Origin of the sequence: Nocardioides nematodiphilus (assembly GCF_020216525.1) — a bacterium.
Taxonomy (GTDB): domain Bacteria; phylum Actinomycetota; class Actinomycetes; order Propionibacteriales; family Nocardioidaceae; genus Nocardioides; species Nocardioides nematodiphilus.
On record NZ_JAIWOY010000016.1, the window covers coordinates 17040 to 34190 of the forward strand.

At 70.6% G+C, this 17151-nt stretch carries 16 protein-coding genes; 13 read left to right on the plus strand and 3 right to left on the minus strand.

All coding sequences use genetic code 11. The features are described 5' to 3' along the window. Window positions 1–23 precede the first annotated feature (23 nt). From KSO98_RS17925 to KSO98_RS17960, 8 genes are all read left to right on the plus strand, one after another. Window positions 24–1472, plus strand: a complete 1449-nt coding sequence (locus KSO98_RS17925; protein WP_225287115.1) for an APC family permease — start codon at window positions 24–26, stop codon at window positions 1470–1472. Further along, a complete protein-coding gene (locus KSO98_RS17930; protein WP_225287116.1) occupies window positions 1469–2698 on the plus strand; it encodes an arginine deiminase in 1230 nt (409 codons plus the stop codon). Before KSO98_RS17925 ends, KSO98_RS17930 begins: the two co-directional genes overlap by 4 nt. Then, window positions 2695–3708 (plus strand): ornithine carbamoyltransferase, encoded by a 1014-nt coding sequence (argF, locus tag KSO98_RS17935; RefSeq protein WP_225287117.1) that lies wholly within the window; start codon window positions 2695–2697, stop codon window positions 3706–3708. Before KSO98_RS17930 ends, argF begins: the two co-directional genes overlap by 4 nt. Beyond that, window positions 3705–4598 carry an amino acid kinase family protein gene (locus KSO98_RS17940; protein ID WP_225287119.1) on the plus strand — a complete coding sequence of 298 codons (894 nt, stop codon included), beginning with the start codon at window positions 3705–3707 and terminating at the stop codon, window positions 4596–4598. The genes argF and KSO98_RS17940 overlap by 4 nt, the downstream gene beginning before the upstream one ends. Before the next feature lie 105 nt (window positions 4599–4703). Then, complete coding sequence (locus KSO98_RS17945) at window positions 4704–5687, plus strand: universal stress protein (protein ID WP_225287120.1); 984 nt, start codon at window positions 4704–4706, stop codon at window positions 5685–5687. A gap of 23 nt (window positions 5688–5710) precedes the next feature. Continuing rightward, window positions 5711–6646: a universal stress protein gene (locus KSO98_RS17950; RefSeq protein ID WP_308012790.1), complete on the plus strand. Its 936-nt coding sequence runs from the start codon at window positions 5711–5713 to the stop codon at window positions 6644–6646. A 72-nt stretch (window positions 6647–6718) separates the two neighbouring features. Continuing rightward, entirely contained in the window at window positions 6719–7387 is a 669-nt protein-coding gene (locus tag KSO98_RS17955; protein ID WP_225287122.1) for a response regulator, read from the plus strand. Between the two features lie 123 nt (window positions 7388–7510). Beyond that, window positions 7511–9277 carry a GAF domain-containing sensor histidine kinase gene (locus tag KSO98_RS17960; RefSeq protein WP_225287123.1) on the plus strand — a complete coding sequence of 589 codons (1767 nt, stop codon included), beginning with the start codon at window positions 7511–7513 and terminating at the stop codon, window positions 9275–9277. A gap of 35 nt (window positions 9278–9312) precedes the next feature. On the opposite strand, the gene KSO98_RS17965 is transcribed toward KSO98_RS17960, so the two are convergent. After that, window positions 9313–10281, minus strand: a complete 969-nt coding sequence (locus KSO98_RS17965; protein WP_225287124.1) for a LysR family transcriptional regulator — start codon at window positions 10279–10281, stop codon at window positions 9313–9315. Between the two features lie 102 nt (window positions 10282–10383). On the opposite strand from KSO98_RS17965, the gene KSO98_RS17970 reads away from it, so the two are divergent. Next, window positions 10384–11712, plus strand: coding sequence for a Glu/Leu/Phe/Val family dehydrogenase (locus KSO98_RS17970; RefSeq protein WP_225287125.1), 1329 nt, complete (start codon window positions 10384–10386; stop codon window positions 11710–11712). Between the two features lie 135 nt (window positions 11713–11847). Here KSO98_RS17970 and KSO98_RS17975 read toward each other — a convergent pair whose 3' ends face one another. Then, window positions 11848–12456 carry a TetR/AcrR family transcriptional regulator gene (locus tag KSO98_RS17975; protein WP_225287126.1) on the minus strand — a complete coding sequence of 203 codons (609 nt, stop codon included), beginning with the start codon at window positions 12454–12456 and terminating at the stop codon, window positions 11848–11850. 159 nt (window positions 12457–12615) lie between these two features. Between KSO98_RS17975 and KSO98_RS17980 the strand changes: the two genes are divergently transcribed. Together KSO98_RS17980 and KSO98_RS17985 are read left to right on the plus strand one after the other, a co-directional pair. Next, on the plus strand, window positions 12616–13497 hold the full coding sequence (locus KSO98_RS17980) for a nitrilase-related carbon-nitrogen hydrolase (protein ID WP_225287127.1): 882 nt from the start codon (window positions 12616–12618) through the stop codon (window positions 13495–13497). 23 nt (window positions 13498–13520) lie between these two features. Then, window positions 13521–14528 (plus strand): agmatine deiminase family protein, encoded by a 1008-nt coding sequence (locus tag KSO98_RS17985; RefSeq protein WP_225287128.1) that lies wholly within the window; start codon window positions 13521–13523, stop codon window positions 14526–14528. A 55-nt stretch (window positions 14529–14583) separates the two neighbouring features. On the opposite strand, the gene KSO98_RS17990 is transcribed toward KSO98_RS17985, so the two are convergent. Next, the gene (locus KSO98_RS17990) at window positions 14584–15165 is read right to left on the minus strand and encodes a TetR/AcrR family transcriptional regulator (protein WP_225287129.1); all 582 of its coding nucleotides are present in this window, start codon (window positions 15163–15165) and stop codon (window positions 14584–14586) included. A 119-nt stretch (window positions 15166–15284) separates the two neighbouring features. Here KSO98_RS17990 and KSO98_RS17995 point away from each other — a divergent pair, with 119 nt between their 5' ends. Then, a complete protein-coding gene (locus tag KSO98_RS17995; protein WP_225287130.1) occupies window positions 15285–16718 on the plus strand; it encodes an APC family permease in 1434 nt (477 codons plus the stop codon). Between the two features lie 34 nt (window positions 16719–16752). Continuing rightward, the coding region (locus tag KSO98_RS18000) for an FAD-dependent oxidoreductase (protein WP_225287132.1) at window positions 16753–17151 on the plus strand (399 nt) is incomplete at its 3' end.

Genomic DNA, 17151 nt, shown 5'->3' on the forward strand with positions numbered 1-17151 from the left:
AGATAACCCGGAAGGGAAAGACGATGTCCCTGCTCGACGATTGGCGCCACCAAGGCGCCCGGCCCAAGGCCTCGGCCTCTCCATCGGTACCGACCGATGGAGCGGGCGCGACCCTCGGCCTCTCCCACGCGACCGCGCTGGTGACCGGCTCCATCATCGGCGTGGGGATCTTCAGCCTGCCCTACGCCGTGGCCAGCTACGGGCCGATCAGCCTCGTCGCGCTGGCGGTCGCCACGGTCGGTGCGGTGGCACTGGCATTCATGTTCGCGGTGCTCGCCCGCAGGATGCCGGCAGCTGGCGGCCCGTACGCCTACGTCCGGGCAGCGTTCGGCAACGGTTGGGGGTTCAGCCAGGCCTGGCTGTACTGGATCACCGCCTGGGCCGGCAACGCGGCCATCGCGGTCGGTTGGGTCTTCTACGTCGAGAAGTTTGTCAACCGGGGCGGCGCGACCGGGTGGTCGATCGTGATCGCTCTCGCCGGGCTGTGGATCCCCGCTGCGGTGAACCTCAGTGGGGTGCGCAACATGGGTGTCTTCCAGGTCTGGAGCACGGTGTTGAAGTTCGTCCCGCTGCTGCTGATGTCGACGGTCGGCCTGTTCTTCATCCGCGGCGGCAACTTCACGCCGTGGAACACCAGTGGCGGCACCAGCCTGTCGGCGATCGGCGGGGCGATGGCCATCTGCCTGTTCAGCTACCTCGGTCTCGAGACCGCATCGGTCGCCGCCTCCCAGGTCCGCGACCCCGGCCGCAACGTACCGCGGGCGACCATCCTGGGCACGGTGGGCAGTGCTGTCGTCTACCTGCTGTCGATGATCGCCGTCTTCGGCATCATGCCCGCCGCGCAGCTCGCCGACCCCGCCAACCAGGCCTCCTACTCCGCGGCGACCAACGCGGTCGTCGGTGGCAGCTGGGCGGGGAACCTGGTGGCGATCGCCGTGGTCATCTCCGGTGTCGGTGCCCTGAACGGCTGGACCATGATCTGCGCCGAGATGCCGCGCGCCGCGACGGAGAACGGCCTGTTCCCGACCGCCTTCTCCCGACTCTCACGCCGTGGGGTCCCTGCCTTCGGCATCGTCTCCTCCACTCTGCTCGCCTCCGTCGCCGTCGTCATCAGCTACCTCGGCACGCACGGTGCGACCGTCTTCACCACGCTGGTCTTGATGACCGGCATCACCTCCGCGATCCCGTACGCCTTCTCGGCACTCGCCCAGATCAAGGGGCGTTGGCTCGACCACCGCGCCGGGTCCACCAGCCACCTGGTGCGTGACGTCGCGGTCGCGCTGACCGCCTTCGCGATGTCGGTCGCCTTCGTCTACTACTCACGCAACACCGGCCATGTCTGGTACGTCACCTGGGGCCCGTTCCTGATGGCTGCCGGCGCCGCTCTCCTCGGCATTCCCGTCTATCTCGCCGAGCGCCGCAACCTCGGCGCGAACCCCCCGGCCCCCCTCACCGAGAGGAGCGCATCGTGAGCTTCCATGTCGAGTCCGAGGTGGGCGTGCTCAAGCAGGTCATCGTCCACCGACCGGGTCTGGAGCTGAGCCGGCTGACGCCTGCCAACCATGACGAGCTGCTCTTCGACGACGTGCTGTGGAGCGAGCGCGCCCGGCAGGAGCATGACGCCTTCGCTGCGACGCTGCGCGAGCACGGCGTCCTGGTGCACCACTTCGGCGAGCTTCTCGCCGAGGCGCTGGACGCGCCGGGCGCCCGGGGCTTCCTGGCCTGTCACCTGACCACCCGCTTCCGCTTCGGTCCGGCCTTGGAGCGTCATCTTGACGACCTGGTGCGCGTTGCCCCGGCCGCGACCTTGGCGTCGTACCTGATCGGCGGGGTGCTCAAGCGTGACATCGCCGGCGTGATCGACGCCCCCAGCCTCCTCTTGGAGTACCTCCACGACGACGACTTCCTCCTGACGCCGCTGCCCAACCACCTGTTCCAGCGTGACAACGCGGCCTTCGCCTATGACGGTCTGTCCATCAACCCGATGGCGAAACCGGCCCGCCGTCGCGAGACCATCAACTCCCGTCTCGTGTTCGACTTCCACCCCGCCTTCGCGGCAGGGGGCGTGCGCAAGCTGTACGGGGACGACAGCCTCGACCACGACCGCGCGACCCTCGAGGGCGGTGACATCGCGGTGATCGGCAACCGGGCGGTCATGGTGGGGATGGGGGAGCGCTCCACACCCCAGGGCGTCGAGATGCTCGCCCGGGCGCTCTTCCGGGCCGGCACGGTCGACACCGTGATCGCGGTGGAGCTGCCACGCGAGCGCAGTTTCATGCACCTGGACACCGCCATGACCATGGTCGACCGAGACGCCTTCTCGGTGTTCCCCTACCTGCCGCACGAGCTGCGCTCGTTCACCCTGCACCGCCTCGGCGCGGACGGGGAGTACAAGCTCGAGGAGAACAAGGAGCTCTTCCCGGTCGTGGCCGACGTCCTGGGCGTCGAGCGAGTACGCGTGCTGCGCACACCGATCGACCGCTCCGGAGCCGCGCGGGAGCAGTGGAACGACGGGAACAACTTCCTCGCGCTCGCGCCGGGGGTCGTCGTGGGCTACGAGCGGAACACGACCACCAATCGCTACCTCGCAGACGAAGGCATCCAGGTGGTGCCCATCGTGGGCGAGGAGCTGGGCCGGGGCCGCGGAGGACCGCGCTGCCTCACGTGCCCCATCGAGCGCGAGGCGGTGGCACGATGAGCGCGCTGGAGGGACTGCAGGGCCGGGACTTCCTCAAGGAGATCGATCTCAGCGTGGAGGAGTGGCACGCACTGCTCGACCTCGCCCGATCCCTCAAGGCCGAGCGGCGATCGCCGGATCGGGTGCCGCGCCTGAGCGGTCGGACCATCGCTCTGCTCTTCGAGAAGGCGTCCACGCGTACCCGCTGTGCCTTCGAGGTCGCGGCCTACGAGGAGGGGGCCCACGTCACCTACCTGGACCCCGAGTCGTCCCACGTCGGCCACAAGGAATCGGTGGCAGACACGGCACGGGTGCTGAGCCGCATGTACGACGGTATCGAGTACCGCGGCTTCGCCCAGAGCGCCGTCGAAGCCCTCGCGCGCTATGCGGACGTGCCGGTGTGGAACGGGTTGACGGACCTGTGGCATCCGACCCAGTCGCTGTGTGACGTGATGACGATGCTCGAGCACGTCGACAAGCCGGCCGAGCAGATCCGGGTCGCCTACGTCGGAGACGCCCGCAACAATGTCGCGAACTCCCTGCTCGTCGCCGGGGCCATGATGGGCATGGACGTCCGGATGGTCGCCCCGGCGTCGAGGCAGTCGCCGCCACAGGTCACCGCCGCGGCGCGGGCCATCGCGGCCAACACCGGCGCCCGGGTCCGGCACACCACGGACGTGGCCGGCGGAGTCGACCATGTCGACGTCGTCTACACCGACGTGTGGCTCTCGATGGGGGAGCCCGAGGAGCTGTGGGACGAGCGCATCTCTCTGCTCATGCCGTACCGGGTGGACAGCGTGCTGATGGACAAGACCGGCAACCCGGACGTCAAGTTCATGCACTGCCTCCCGGCGTTGCACGGTACGGACACCGAGCTGGGGCTGCGGCTGTCGGCCCACACGGGCATGGCCGGCCTGGAGGTCAGTGACGACGTCTTCGAGTCGGAGCGCTCGATCGTCTTCGACCAGGCGGAGAACCGGATGCACACGATCAAGGCCGTGCTCATCGCGACGCTCGGCGGTGCCGGATGAGGATCGTGGTCGCGATCGGAGGGAACGCGCTGCTGGAGCGGGGCGAGGTGCCCGATGCGTCTACGCAGCGCAAACGGCTGGCGGCCGCGGCGCCCGCACTTCGGGCGCTCGCCGCAGAGCACGAGCTCGTCCTGGTGCACGGCAACGGGCCGCAGGTGGGATTGCTGGCCGTGGAGAGCGCCTCAGACCCGTCGCTCACCCGCCCGTACCCGCTCGCGGATCTGGTGGCGGAGTCGCAAGGTCTCATCGGCAGCTGGCTGCAGCAGGACCTGGGTGCTGCTGGCACGATCGCCACCCTCGTGACGCAGATCGTGGTGGATGAGCACGATCCGGCGTTCTCCCAGCCCACCAAATTCATCGGCGCCTCCTACGACGAGCGCGACGCGCGCCGGATCTCTGGCCGGCACGGGTGGGAGATGCGGCGTGACGGCACGGTGTGGCGACGGGTCGTCGCCTCGCCCCGGCCTGTCCGCGTCGTCGAGCTGCCCGCCGCGGGGGCCCTCCTGAAGGCGGGAGTGGCGGTCGTGATGGCCGGCGGAGGGGGAGTGCCCGTGGTGGCGCGTGATGACGGCTGGGCGACCGTGGACGCCGTCATCGACAAGGACTTCGCCGCCGGCCTGATCGCCCATGAGCTCGATGCGGACCGGCTGGTGATCCTCACCGATGTCGAGGGCCTGATGAGCGACTACGGGACGCCGCGCCAGCGGCTGGTCGCGTCGGCACGCCACCAGGACCTGGCCGACTACCGGGCGCCTGCGGGATCGATGGGACCCAAAGTCGAGGCCGCCGCGCTCTTCGTCGCGGGCCGTCCGGGGCGCGGCGCGGCGGTCGGCGCTCTCGCCGACGCCGAGGCTGTCGCCGCCGGTCGTGCCGGCACGCAGGTCCACTGATGCCGAGCAGGGACAAGGTCCATCGTGATTGGTGCATGGGTCCCTGGCGTGGCCGCCCGAGGCGGACGAGGCTCGAAGCATCGACCCGTCCGAGGGAGGCCCGACATGAGTGAGAACGATCCGGTCCTCGTAGCCGTCGACGGCTCCGAGCGGAGCGCGGCTGCGCTGCGATACGCGGCGACCGAGGCTCGTCGCGTGCGGGCCGACCTGCGGATCGTGCACGTCGTGCCGGAGTTCCTGTCCGTCGCCGGACCTTACCCGACCCCTCTCGTCGCGCCTGCCGACCTCGAGGCCGAGGGCGCCCGCATCCTCGAGGCGGCGCGGACGACGGCGGAGCAGCTGGTCGCCGCGGATCACGTCACCGCGATGCTGGCGACCGGGGACCGCGCCGCAGCCATCCTGGCGATGGCAGCCCGTGCGCGCATCGTCGTGATGGGCGCCGGCTGCGCGTCCCTGCTCGAGCATCTGGTCGTCGGCTCGACCCTCAACCGGGTGGCGGGTAGCTCCACGGTCCCGGTGGTCGCCGTACCCTCGGACTGGGCCGCGTGCCGTCCCGGGCGTCCCATCGTCGTGGCCTTCAAGCACTGCGACGCGGCGTCACCGGCGCTGATCGAGGCTGCGCTCGAGCGGGCAACGGCCGAGCAGACCACCCTGAAGCTGGTCCACGTCTCGGACATTCCGCCGGCCTACGCCCACATCGTCGGCGCGGCCGCCGACCTCGAGAGCTGGGCGCAGGCCGTCGATCGCCGGATCCGCACCGACTCGAAGGACGCGCTCGCCAGACACGCCGGCGTCGAGGTCGAGGTGCTGGTGCGCTACGGACAACCGGCGGCCGTGCTCCAGGAGCTCTCGGAGGACGCGAGCCTGCTGGTGATGGTGCGGCCGGTCCATGCCTTCCCTGCCGGGCTCCATCTCGGCAGCACCGGACGCGCACTGCTGCGTGAGAGCCGTTGCCCGGTCGAGATCGTGCCGACGCCGGCGCTGGACTCGCGGGACCACACGATCGACAGACACCGAGTCGAGGGCGAGACGGTGCCCTCAGGACTGATCAGGCGCGTGGAAGACCTCATCACGGAAGGAACAGCATGATGAAGCGACAACCCCAGTGGATCGTGGTCGGCGTCGACGGCATGCCGGGCAGCGAGACGTCGGTGGATTTCGCCGTCGAAGAGGCCATTCGTACGAACGCCGACCTGAGACTGGTCCACGTTCTTCCCAAGGCACCCCCCGGCATGTATCCGGTGATGCCGACGCTGTCCCCGCTCGAGACCCAGCGCTTCGGCCAGCGCGTCCTGCGCGAGGCGGCGCAACGCACCGGGGAGCTACGCGAAGCAGGGCGTGTCACGACGCGACTGGTGAACGGGGCCCGGGTCGCGAGCCTGCTGCATGCCGCAGGGGATGCGGAGCTCCTCGTCCTCGGTGATCACCGGCGTTCGCTGCTGGGATGCGTGGTCACCAGCTCGGTGCTGCTCGGCGTTGCTGCGCGTGCGGCCACGCCCGTGGTTGCCGTGCCGGACTCGTGGCGCGGTCGGGAGTCCGCGGGGCCCGTCGTGGTGGCGGTCAAGAGCGCCGAGGTCCCACCCGCCTTCGTGCGCAACGCGCTCGAGATCGCGCGTGCTCGCGGCACCAGGCTGGTCGTCCTGAGAGCGTGGGACCTGCCGACGGAGTACGACGATATGATCGTCGTGCGGGTCGACGCAGCGGTGATCGCCCAGGATGCGCACGAGGCGTTGCGCGGGCTGGTCCGTCGCGCACTGGACGGCCTGCCACAGGCGGCGCGCACCGTGGATGTCGAGATCCGGGTCGTACACGGGCAGCCGGCCCGGGTCGTGATCGAGGCCTCCGAGGATGCGGATCTTCTGCTTCTGGCGCGCCGGCCTCATGCGTTCCCCCGTGGACACCTCGGCGCCACCGGGCGCACGGTGCTCCTCGAGGCGCACTGTCCCACCGAGGTCGTCTCCTGGCCGAGGGAGGCGCGCGATTGGGACCTGGTCCTCGAGACCGACGGGTACGCCGACAAGGCGATGGACGAAGCGCCGACGCGGTGAAGGACCAAGGTCCACGCCTCGGAGGGACATAACGCCGTAGGCGTGGGCCGCACAGACGCCTACGGTGAGGATATGAGCGAGCAGGCCGCCACGACCATCCGAGTGTTCCTCCTCGATGACCACGACGTCGTGCGTCACGGGATCCGGCGCCTGCTCGAGGATGCCGGCGGGTTCACCGTGGTCGGGGAGTCGGACTCGGCTGAGGAGGCCACTCGTCGCATCCCGGCGCTGCGGCCCGACGTCGCGATCCTCGATGGCCAGCTGCCGGACGGATCAGGTATCGACGTCTGCCGCGATGTCCGATCCCAGGACCCCACCATCGCCGCCCTGATCCTGACCTCCTTCGACGACGACGAGGCGCTCTTCGCCGCGATCATGGCCGGAGCCGCGGGCTATGTGCTCAAGCAGGTCCGCAACAGCGACCTGGTCGAGACCGTGCGCCAGGTGGCCGCTGGTCGCTCGATGCTCGATCCGGCCGTGACGGCGCAGGTGCTCGACCGGATCCGCAATGGTCCGAAGACCGATCCGACGCTCGACCGGTTGACCGCCCACGAGCAGCGCATCCTCGATCTCATCGGCGAGGGGATGACCAACCGGCAGATCGCCACGACACTGTCGCTGGCGGAGAAGACGGTCAAGAACTATGTGTCGTCGCTGCTGGCCAAGCTCGGCCTCGAGAGTCGTACGCAGGCGGCCATCTTCGTGACCCGGTCGCACGCCGGCGGACCCGCCGGACGCTGAGGGCCGCGGCAGCTGCGGATGACAATCCCTGGTCCGCGACGTTTGCATGCAGGTAGCCTGTCCAGCGTGGTCGTGATCGATCCCGCGAGGGACAGGATGACTGGGGAGCAAGGCGGCCGCGCGGTGACCGATCCGGTGCGCGCGGCGGATGAGGCGACGCTGTCCGAGGCGGGGCTCGAGGTCCTGCTCACCGAGGTGCTCGACCGCGTTCAGACCGCCCGCGACGAGCAGGTGCACTGGCGCCTGCTGACGGACGCCGTGGTCACGATGGCCGCCGATCTCTCGCTCGACGAGCTGCTCACCCGCATCGTGCAGATCGCCGCCGACCTGGCCGGCGCCGCGTACGCCGCCTTGGGGGTGCTGGGACCCGAGCCGCGGGGACGCCGACGGCTGCGCACGTTCATCACCTACGGTCTCTCCGAGGAGCAGGTCAGGCGGATCGGAGAGCTCCCCGAGGGGCATGGTCTGCTGGGTCGCATCATCGATCGGCCCGAACCGCTTCGGCTGCACGACCTCGCGATGAGCGGGCACTCCTCCGGCTTCCCCGCCGCGCATCCCGGCATGCACTCCTTCCTCGGCGTCCCGGTCCGGACGAAGGGCAGCGTCTTCGGCAACCTCTACCTCACCGAGAAGATCGGCGGCGGAGACTTCACCGAGCACGACGAGTCGATCGTGGTTGCGCTCGCCGCGGCCGCCGGTGTGGCCATCGAGAACGCACGCCTCCATGAGGATGCCGCGCGTCGCCAGCGCTGGCTGAGCGCGGCCAACGACGTCACCACGGCGCTCATGAGCGAGCTCAACGAGCCCGACGTGCCGGCCGACGATCTCCAGCTGATCGCCGATCGGGCCCGGGCAGCGGCCGATGCCGACGTGGCGTGGATCGTGACCGGCCCGGATGCCGAGCACCTGCGCCTCCAGGTCGCCTCCGGGATCGAGATCGACCCGTCGAAGGCCGAGACCGTCGACGCCGACTTCGCCATCGCCGGCAGCGTCGCGCGGACGGGTGCAGCCACCGTCGTCGAGGACATCGCGAACGATGAGCGAGCCAGCGCGTTCGGCGTGCTCCCCATCGAGCGCCTCGGCCTGGTCATGATGCTGCCGCTGCGCGGCGTCGACTCCGCCGGTCACGTCGAGAACGAAGGCGTGCTCGCCCTGGCCTGGGAGCACGAGCGTGCCGATGTGGCCCTCGACCTCCCTGTCGAGTTGCCGGCCTCCTTCGCCAAGCAGGCCGCGCTGGCGATCCGCGTGGCCCGCAGCCGGCATGACCGCGAGCAGCTGGCCCTGTACGCGGATCGCGACCGCATCGGTCGCGATCTGCACGACCTCGTCATCCAGCGCCTCTTCGCCATCGGTCTGAATCTGCAGAGCGCGCTGCGCTGGACCGGCGACCCGCGCGCGGCCGAACGCCTCGACGAACGACTCAACTCGTCGGTGGACGAGATCGATGAGACCATCCGAGACATCCGACGCACGATCTTCGAGCTGGGTGCGTTGGCGAAGGGCGGCACCGACCTCCAGACCGAGGTCACCGCGCTGGTCAAGCGCGCGGCAAGCTCGCTGAAGGTCCGTCCCTCCTTGGCCTTCGAGGGACCGGTGCGCTCGCTCGTCGGAGCAGAGCTCGTGCCCGACGTCCTCGCGGTGCTCAGCGAGACGCTGTCGAACGCGGGCCGGCACGCCCAGGCGACGGACATCGCCGTGCGGATCCGGGCCGCAGACGAGTTGACGCTGACGGTCCGGGACAACGGGCGCGGCATCCCGGCGGATGCGGTGGAGAGTGGCCTGTCGAACATCCGTGAGCGCGCGGAGCGGCATCACGGCGCCTGCGTGATCGCTCGGGCGGAGCCGTCGGGGACGATCATCGAGTGGTCGGTGCCCCTGCGTCAGGCGTAGGTCGACGGCTCAGCACGCCGCGCCCGGGCACTCCATCAGGACGTCGGAGCCGCACGTCGTCGATCGCCCGCCACAGACTCCGCAGGCGCTGCGGACGCCGACGTCGCCGGGACGGCCCTCGCGGCGGCGCCGTAGCGCTCCAGGCAGAAGGCCGCCAGGCGGTCAGCGAGTGCGGCGATCGTCGGCGCGGCGTGGTGGTGCGGCTCCCACGCGGCGTACAACCGGATCTGGAGGACGCGGTCCGCGGTCTCGATCGGGAGGGGGACGAGGCCGAAGCGGGGGTCGTCCGAGACGACGGCGACACCCCTGCCCGCGGCGGCGAGAGCCTGCGCGACCTGGGCGTTGGTGCACTCCAGCAGCTCGCCGTAGCTCAACCCGGCGCCATCCACGGCGGCGTCGAGGATGACCCGTGGACGGAAGTCCGGCGACATCACGATCAGCGGCCGCTCGAGGAGCTCGGCCAGGCCGACCCGGTCGCGATCGGCCCAGGGGTCGTCGTGGCGGACCTGGGCGGTCAGGGCGAAGACCGCGAGCTCTCGTGACGCGAGGTTGCGCGGCGGGGCTCGGTGGACGATCGCCAGGTCGGCGCCAGCGGAGAGCGCGGCGCCGGCGCCGCGCGGGTCCAGGCTGCGAAGCAGGGGCACCGGCTCGGTGGGCAACAGGGTGGCGATGAAGGGGGCCAGTACGTCCGCCAGCGTGGTGGTCGGCACCGCGACGTGCAGCCGCTCCACGCGGCCCGAGGCCAGGGCCTGCGCCGCATCGTCGAGCGCGTCGGCGCTGCGCACCAGCGCTCGCGCCTGCGGGAGGAACTCCTCAGCGGCACGCGTCATCCGCAGGCGCCTGCCCTCGCGCTCGAACAGGCGCAGGCCGGTCTGCTGCTCGAGCTGGCGGAGCTGCCGCGACAGCACGGGCTGGGTCACGTGCATCTCGGCCGCGGCGCGGGTCGCCGACCCGTGGTCCGCCGTGGCCAGGAAGTAGCGAAGGAGACGCAGGTCCACCGACATGCCGGGCACGCTATCGTCGCCGCCGAACCATGTCCACAAGGCATCAATAGGGTTCCCAATAGGTCTTGGACCGTATGTATCGCTTCGCGACAGGGTGAGGACATGACCGTGATCGCCAACGACACCCCACCCAGCGCCGGGGGACCGGCCGCCCCGCCTCAGCCTCCGTCGACGCCGCCACCCGTGCCGGAGCGCACGGTGCTCGACGATGCCCGCGAGCAGCTCGCCGACGCCGCGGCCGTGCTCGGGCTGCCGGGCGACGTGCACGCGATGCTCGCCGAACCGCGGCGCGAGGTCAGCGTCAGCATCCCGTTGCGCCGCGATGACGGCACGATCGAGGTGCTGCGCGGCTACCGGGTGCAGCACAACTACTCCCGTGGCCCCGGCAAGGGTGGCGTGCGCTTCGACGCGCGCGTCGATCTCGACGAGGTGCGCGCGCTCGCGATGTGGATGACGTGGAAGTGCGCCCTGCTCGACGTGCCCTACGGCGGCGCCAAGGGCGGCGTGCGTCTCGATCCGCGTCGCTACAGCACCGGTGAGCTGGAGCGGATCACCCGCCGCTACACCTCGGAGATCGCCCCGCTGATCGGGCCCCACCAGGACATCCCGGCGCCCGACATCGGCACGGACGAGCAGACCATGGCCTGGATGATGGACACCTACTCCGTGGGGCAGGGTCACACGGTGCTGGGCGTGGTCACCGGAAAGCCGATCGCGATCGGGGGCTCGCTCGGCCGGGCCGCCTCGACCTCGCGGGGCGTCGTGGCGATCGCCGTCGAGGCACTGCGTCACCTCGACATCGAGCCGACGAGCGCGACCGCAGCGGTGCAGGGGTTCGGCAAGGTGGGCCGCGGTGCTGCCCGCCTGCTCGCCGAGCAGGGCGTCCGCGTCATCGCGGTGAGCGACATGTACGGCGCCATCTTCAACATCGGCGGGCTGGACCTGCCGGCCCTCGAGGCGCACGTCGACGCGACCGGCAGCGTCGTCGGATTCCCCGAGGCCCTCGAGATCGACGGTACGGACGTCCTGCTCGCCGAGGTCGACCTGCTCGTGCCGGCCGCTGTCGAGGGCGTGATCAACGCCGACAACGCGTGCTTCGTCCGAGCGCGCCTCATCGTCGAGGGCGCCAACGGACCCCTCACCGCCGACGCCGACCGGATCCTTGCCGAGCGTGGCGTCGTGGTCGTGCCCGACATCCTCGCGAACGCCGGTGGCGTCGTCGTCTCCTACTTCGAGTGGGTGCAGGCGAACCAGGCGTACTGGTGGACCGAGGACGAGGTGAACGAGCGCCTGGTCGACCGGATGACGCGGGCGTGGCGCGATGTGCTCGACTACGCCGCCGAGCGCCAGCTCTCCCTGCGACTGGCCGCGACCTGCATGGCTGTCGAGCGCGTCTACCGGGCCCACGAGGTCCGGGGCCTCTACCCGTGAGCGGCGAGCCGACGATGGGTGCTCCCGCCGCCTCGGACGTCAGCGGTGAGCGCCCCGCGGGCCGACTCCAGGTCTGCCTGGCCTGCTGGCCGCGGCGCTGCCCGGCGGCCGTCTCCGAGAACGCGGAGGTCGCCCTCAGTCGGCGAGGTGCGTGAGGCCGGCCAGGAGCAGGTCGAGTCCGAGCTCGAACGAGCGGTCGGCGCGGCGGGTGCCCGCGCCGACCGCTCGGATGGCCTGCGCCAGCCTGGGGTCCTGGGCGTGCTCGGCATCCCAGACCTGGTCCGGAGCGACGGCGTCGAGCGCCGAGCCGATGACGAAGCTGTCCAGGACGGTGATGACGTCGAGCAGCCGGTCCCCGGGGATCGCGTGGTCCGTGAGGATCCGGGCGAGGTCGTCGTAGATGCGCATCACGTCGGGCGAGGACACCGTCTGGCTCGTCAACATCGGCACCAGACGGGGATGTGCCGCGAAGGCGTCACGATAGGCCCGGAGCAGCACGCGTACCTGCTGGACCCAGTCGCCGTCGGCCCCGCTGGGTACCCGGGGCACGTCGCGGAAGATCAGCCCGCGCATCGCCTCGACGATCTGCGCCTTGCCCGCGACGTGGTTGTAGAGCGAGGACGGTCGGACCTTCAGCGCGGCGGCGACCTGCGCGACCGTGAACTCACCGTCGCGGTCCACCAGCCCCAGCGCGGCCTCGGCGATCAGCTCGGGGGAGAGGAGAGGTGTGGACGGACGTCCCACGACTGAACCTCCTGGAAATTCGGATCCGCCCTTGCGATCGAGCGCAGCGCTGATGATACTAGAAACGAACGACATTCGTTTTAGTACCCGGACCTCACTCTCGCGAAGGAACCTCCCGTGCAGATCATCGCCTCACCAGCCCTGTCATCACCTGCCCGTGTGGACGAGCCGACCCGCGGCACGCTCCGTGTCGGCCTGGTCCAGCACGCCTGGCGCGAGGACGCGGACGCGCTCCGCACGGTGCTCGACGAAGGCATCGGAGCCGCCGCCGCCCAGGGCGCGACGATCGTCTTCCTGCCCGAGCTCACGTTCTCGCGCTACCCGGCCTTCGAGGAGCCGGCCGGCCGCGCCGCCGACCTCACCGAGGAGCTGGAGAGCGGTCCGACGATGACCTTCGCTCGCGAGGCCGCGCGCCGACACGGCGTCTTCGTACACGCCTCGCTCTACGAGCGCGCCGACCAGGCCGGCGACGACCTCGGCTTCAACACCGCGATCCTCGTCAGCCCCGCAGGGGAGCTCGTCGCCCGCACCCGCAAGACCCACATCCCGGTCACCGAGGGCTATGTGGAGGACAAGTACTTCCGCCCCGGCCCGGCCGCGGACGCCTACCCGGTGCACCGGCCCGAGCCGCTCGACATCGGCCTGGGCATGCCGACGTGCTGGGACGAGTGGTTCCCCGAGGTCGCTCGCTCGTATGCCCTCGGCGGCGCCGACGTGCTCGTCTACCCGACCGCGATCGGCTCCGAGCCCGATCACCCCGACTTCGACACCCAGCCGCTGTGGCAGCAGGTGATCGTGGGTCACGCGATCGCCAACGGCCTGTTCATCGTGGTGCCGAACCGCACCGGTGACGAGGGCCGGATCACGTTCTACGGCTCGTCCTTCATCGTCGACCCGTACGGCCGGATCCTCGCTCAGGCACCGCGTGACGAGGAGGCGGTCCTGGTCGCCGACCTCGAGCTGGACCAGCGCCGCGACTGGCTCACGCTCTTCCCGTTCCTGACCACGCGCCGGCCGGACACGTACGCGGGGCTGCTGTGAGCGGGACAGGCGGAGGCTGGCGGATGCCGGCCGAGACGGCGGCGCACGACTGCACCTGGATGGCCTGGCCGTCGTCGGGCTACACCCTGGGCGGGACCGCAGCGGACGCGGAGGAGGCTCGCGCCACGTGGGCGGCCGTCGCCCACGCGGTGGCGCAGTTCGAGCCCGTACGGATGGTGGTCGATCCGTCCGCGACAGCCGTCGCCCGCGATCATCTGGGCAGCGACGTCGAGCTCCTCGAGGCGCCGCTGGACGACGCCTGGATGCGCGACATCGGCCCCACCTTCGTCCTCAGCACCGATCCCGACCCGGCCACCGGCACGCGCCTCGGCGCGGTCGACTGGGTCTTCAACGGCTGGGGAGCGCAGGGCTGGGCGACCTGGGAGAAGGACGCCCGGATCGCGCGGACCATCGCGGAGTGGAGCGGCGCCGAGCTGATCTCGTCACCGATGGTCAACGAGGGCGGCGCCATCCACGTCGACGGCGCCGGCACCGTGCTGGCGACGCGCACGGTCCAGCTCGACCCGGGCCGCAACCCGGAGTGGACCGAGGAGCGGGTCGAGGCGGAGCTGCGACGGACCCTGGGCGTCGAGCGGGTCGTCTGGCTCGAGCGCGGGCTGACGCGTGACTACGACGAGTTCGGGACGCGCGGCCACGTCGACATCGTCGCTGTGATGCCGGAGCCGGGCGTGGTCCTGCTGCACGAGCAGACGGATCCTGCCCATCCGGACCACGCCCTGAGGGAGGAGTTGCGCGCGGCCGTCCCGCGGCCGTGGCGCGTCGTCCCGGTTCCCGCGCCGCGGCAGCTCGAGGACGAGCACGGGCCGGTCGACCTCAGCTACATCAACCACTACGCCTGCAACGGCGGCGTGGTGGCGTGCGGCTTCGACGACCCGAACGATGCGCCCGCGCTCGATCTGCTCGCCGCGGCCTACCCCGGGCGTCGGGTGGTGGCGGTCGACGCTCGCCCGCTCTTCGCGCGTGGCGGCGGGATTCACTGCATCACCCAGCAGCAGCCCGCCCTGTCCTGAGGGGCGAACGCTGTGGCCTCGCGCGCGCCGGCCCGCCGGGCACGGTGCGCCGAGGTCACAGCAGCGCGCGGGTGTGGTTCAGCGCGGCGGTGCGCAGCTCGCGACCGCCGCCCGTGACGATGCCGACGCTGAACCCGTCCCACATGGCCCGCAGTCGCTCCGAGATCGCCTCGGCATCAGATGCCGGCCGGACCTCGGCGAGCAGGCGGACGAGGTCGGCGTGCCAGGAGGCGTCGATGTCCCGCTGCGCCTGCGCCAGCTCGGGGTGGTAGGGCGCACGTGCCCAGAGACCGAGCCAGAGCTGCCAGCGAGGGTCCTTCTCGTCGATCGCGAGGTAGACGTCGGCGAACTCGACGACGCCGGCGAGCACGTCGTCCTCGGCCGCCTCGACCGCGTCGCGCAGCAGCGGGAGGCGCTGCTCGGCGTACTCGGCCTCGCTCCACCGCAGGGTCTCCAGGAGGAGGCCGTCGCGGGTCTTGAAGTAGTAGAGCAGGTGGCCACCGCTGGTGTTGAGCCGTGCCGCCAGTGCCGCCATCGTCAGCTTCTCGAGGCCGCTCTCGGCCACCATCTCGAGCGCTGCTGTCAGGACCTGCTCGCGCGGTCGGTCGAGACGTCGGTTGTGACGTGTCGCGGTCACGGATGGCCCTTTCTTCGAAACGATTGCCTGACAGGGGTTGACAGTAGCGGTGATCTCAGTCACTTTGAATGTCGTTCAAACGTTTGAATAACGTTCAAAACTCTCGAGGAGGCCGGTCAGTGACCGATTCCATCATCCTGTCCGCAGATGAGGCGGTGTCGCCCGTCGACGCCGAGCGCAAGCTGGCACGCGTGCTCGGCCCCGGCACCGCGGTGCTGCTGGTGCTCTCGTGCATCACCCCCGCGTCGAGCCTCTTCATCATCGTCCCGGAGGTCCTGGCGTCGCAGGGGAGCGGTGCGGTCGCGACGATCGTGGCGGGCATCCTCGTGTCCTTCGCGGTGTGTGCGTGCTACGCCGAGCTCGGCACCCGCACGGCCAGCTCCGGCGGCGAGTACGCGATGGTGACGCAGACCCTCGGCAAGGGCGCCGGCTGGCTGACCTTCGCGCTGGCCGCGATCCAGCTGTGGGTGATCCCGCCGATCATCGCGCTGGGCACCGCCGACTACCTGAGCGACCTCGTCAACCTGCCGCGCGCCATCACCGGTGCGACGGTGATGCTGCTCGCGACGGCGATGGCGATCCTGGACGTGAAGTCCAACGCCCTGGTCACCGGCATCTTCCTCGGCCTCGAGATCGTGGCCGCCATCGTCGTCACGCTGCTCGGGCTGACCCACATCCAGCGGGGCCCGGCCGAGCTGATCACCCCGCATGTCGTAGGAGCCCACGGCCTCGAGCCGTTCACCCTCGGCATGCTCATCTCCGGCCTGGCGGTCGGCACCTTCGTCGTGAGCGGCTTCAACACGGCGGCCTACCTGGCGGAGGAGGTCATGGACCCGCGCCGCAACGTGGCCCGCGTCATCTTCACCTCGCTCGGCCTGGGCGCCCTGGTCATCCTGCTCCCCACCATCACCACCGTGCTCGCGGTGAAGAACATCGGCGACCTCGCCACCGGGAACTTCTCGCAGTTCGTCCACGACTGGGGCGGCGAGGGCGTCGGCGTGGCGATCAACGTCGCGATCGCGATCGCGATCCTCAACGCCGTCATCGTGATGGTGCTGCAGAACGGGCGGGTCGTCTTCGCCTCGGCCCGTGACCGCTGCTGGCCTGCGGCTGTCAACGAGCTCCTGACCCGCCTGCACCCCCGTTTCAAGACCCCGTGGGTGGCGACCCTGGCCGTCGGCGTGCCCGGAGCGGTGCTCGCCGAGGCGGTCGACGTGGAGTCGCTGCTCGGCATCACCGCGGTCGTGCTGGCACTGATGTACGTCGTCGTGGCGGTCGCCTCCCTGCAGGTCCGGCGGCTGCCCGCGACGGTGGCCAGCTGGCGGATGCCGCTGTGGCCGGTCGCACCGCTGCTGGTGATCGTCGCCGTGGGCTACGCGGTGTGCGGATCGTCCCGCTCCGACCTCATCGCCACCGCCGTGATCGTCGCCCTCGCGATGGCCTACTACGTCTTCTACCTCGCTCGCCGCCCGCACGACCGGTTCACCGTGTTCGATCCTGCGGACGAGCCCAGCCCGACCCCGACCCAGGCCCCGGCTCTTGACCGCGCCTGACCATCACCCTGTCTGCCACGAACGGAGAAGTTCCATGACCAACCACGACGTGATCGTCGTCGGCGCCGGCGTCACCGGCCTGACCACCGCCTACCGCCTGCTCCAGGCCGGCCGCGAGGTGACCGTCCTCGAGGCACGCGACCGCATCGGCGGCCGTCTCCTCAGCGAGGTGCACCACGGCGACGACCAGAGCGCAGCGGAGTTCGAGGTCGGGGGCCAGTGGGTCTCGCCGGACCAGACGGCGTTGTTGTCCCTGCTGGACGAGCTGGGTCTGGAGACGTTCCCGCGCTACCGCAGCGGCGAGTCCGTCTACGTCGACCGCCAGGGCACCGCCCAGCGGTTCGCCGACGAGATGCCGGTCTCGGCGACCACCAACGCCGAGATCGATCGGCTGACGAAGGTGTTGGACGCGCTGGTCGCGGAGATGGATCCC

Bases quoted from the DNA above. Each gene is read 5' to 3' on its own strand.
- KSO98_RS17925 (WP_225287115.1), top strand. From the start codon at position 24: ATGTCCCTGCTCGACGATTGGCGCCACCAAGGCGCCCGGCCCAAGGCC.
- argF (WP_225287117.1), top strand. From the start codon at position 2,695: ATGAGCGCGCTGGAGGGACTGCAGGGCCGGGACTTCCTCAAGGAGATC.
- KSO98_RS17940 (WP_225287119.1), top strand. From the start codon at position 3,705: ATGAGGATCGTGGTCGCGATCGGAGGGAACGCGCTGCTGGAGCGGGGC.
- KSO98_RS17945 (WP_225287120.1), top strand. From the start codon at position 4,704: ATGAGTGAGAACGATCCGGTCCTCGTAGCCGTCGACGGCTCCGAGCGG.
- KSO98_RS17955 (WP_225287122.1), top strand. From the start codon at position 6,719: ATGAGCGAGCAGGCCGCCACGACCATCCGAGTGTTCCTCCTCGATGAC.
- KSO98_RS17965 (WP_225287124.1), bottom strand. From the start codon at position 10,281: ATGTCGGTGGACCTGCGTCTCCTTCGCTACTTCCTGGCCACGGCGGAC.
- KSO98_RS17970 (WP_225287125.1), top strand. From the start codon at position 10,384: ATGACCGTGATCGCCAACGACACCCCACCCAGCGCCGGGGGACCGGCC.
- KSO98_RS17985 (WP_225287128.1), top strand. From the start codon at position 13,521: ATGCCGGCCGAGACGGCGGCGCACGACTGCACCTGGATGGCCTGGCCG.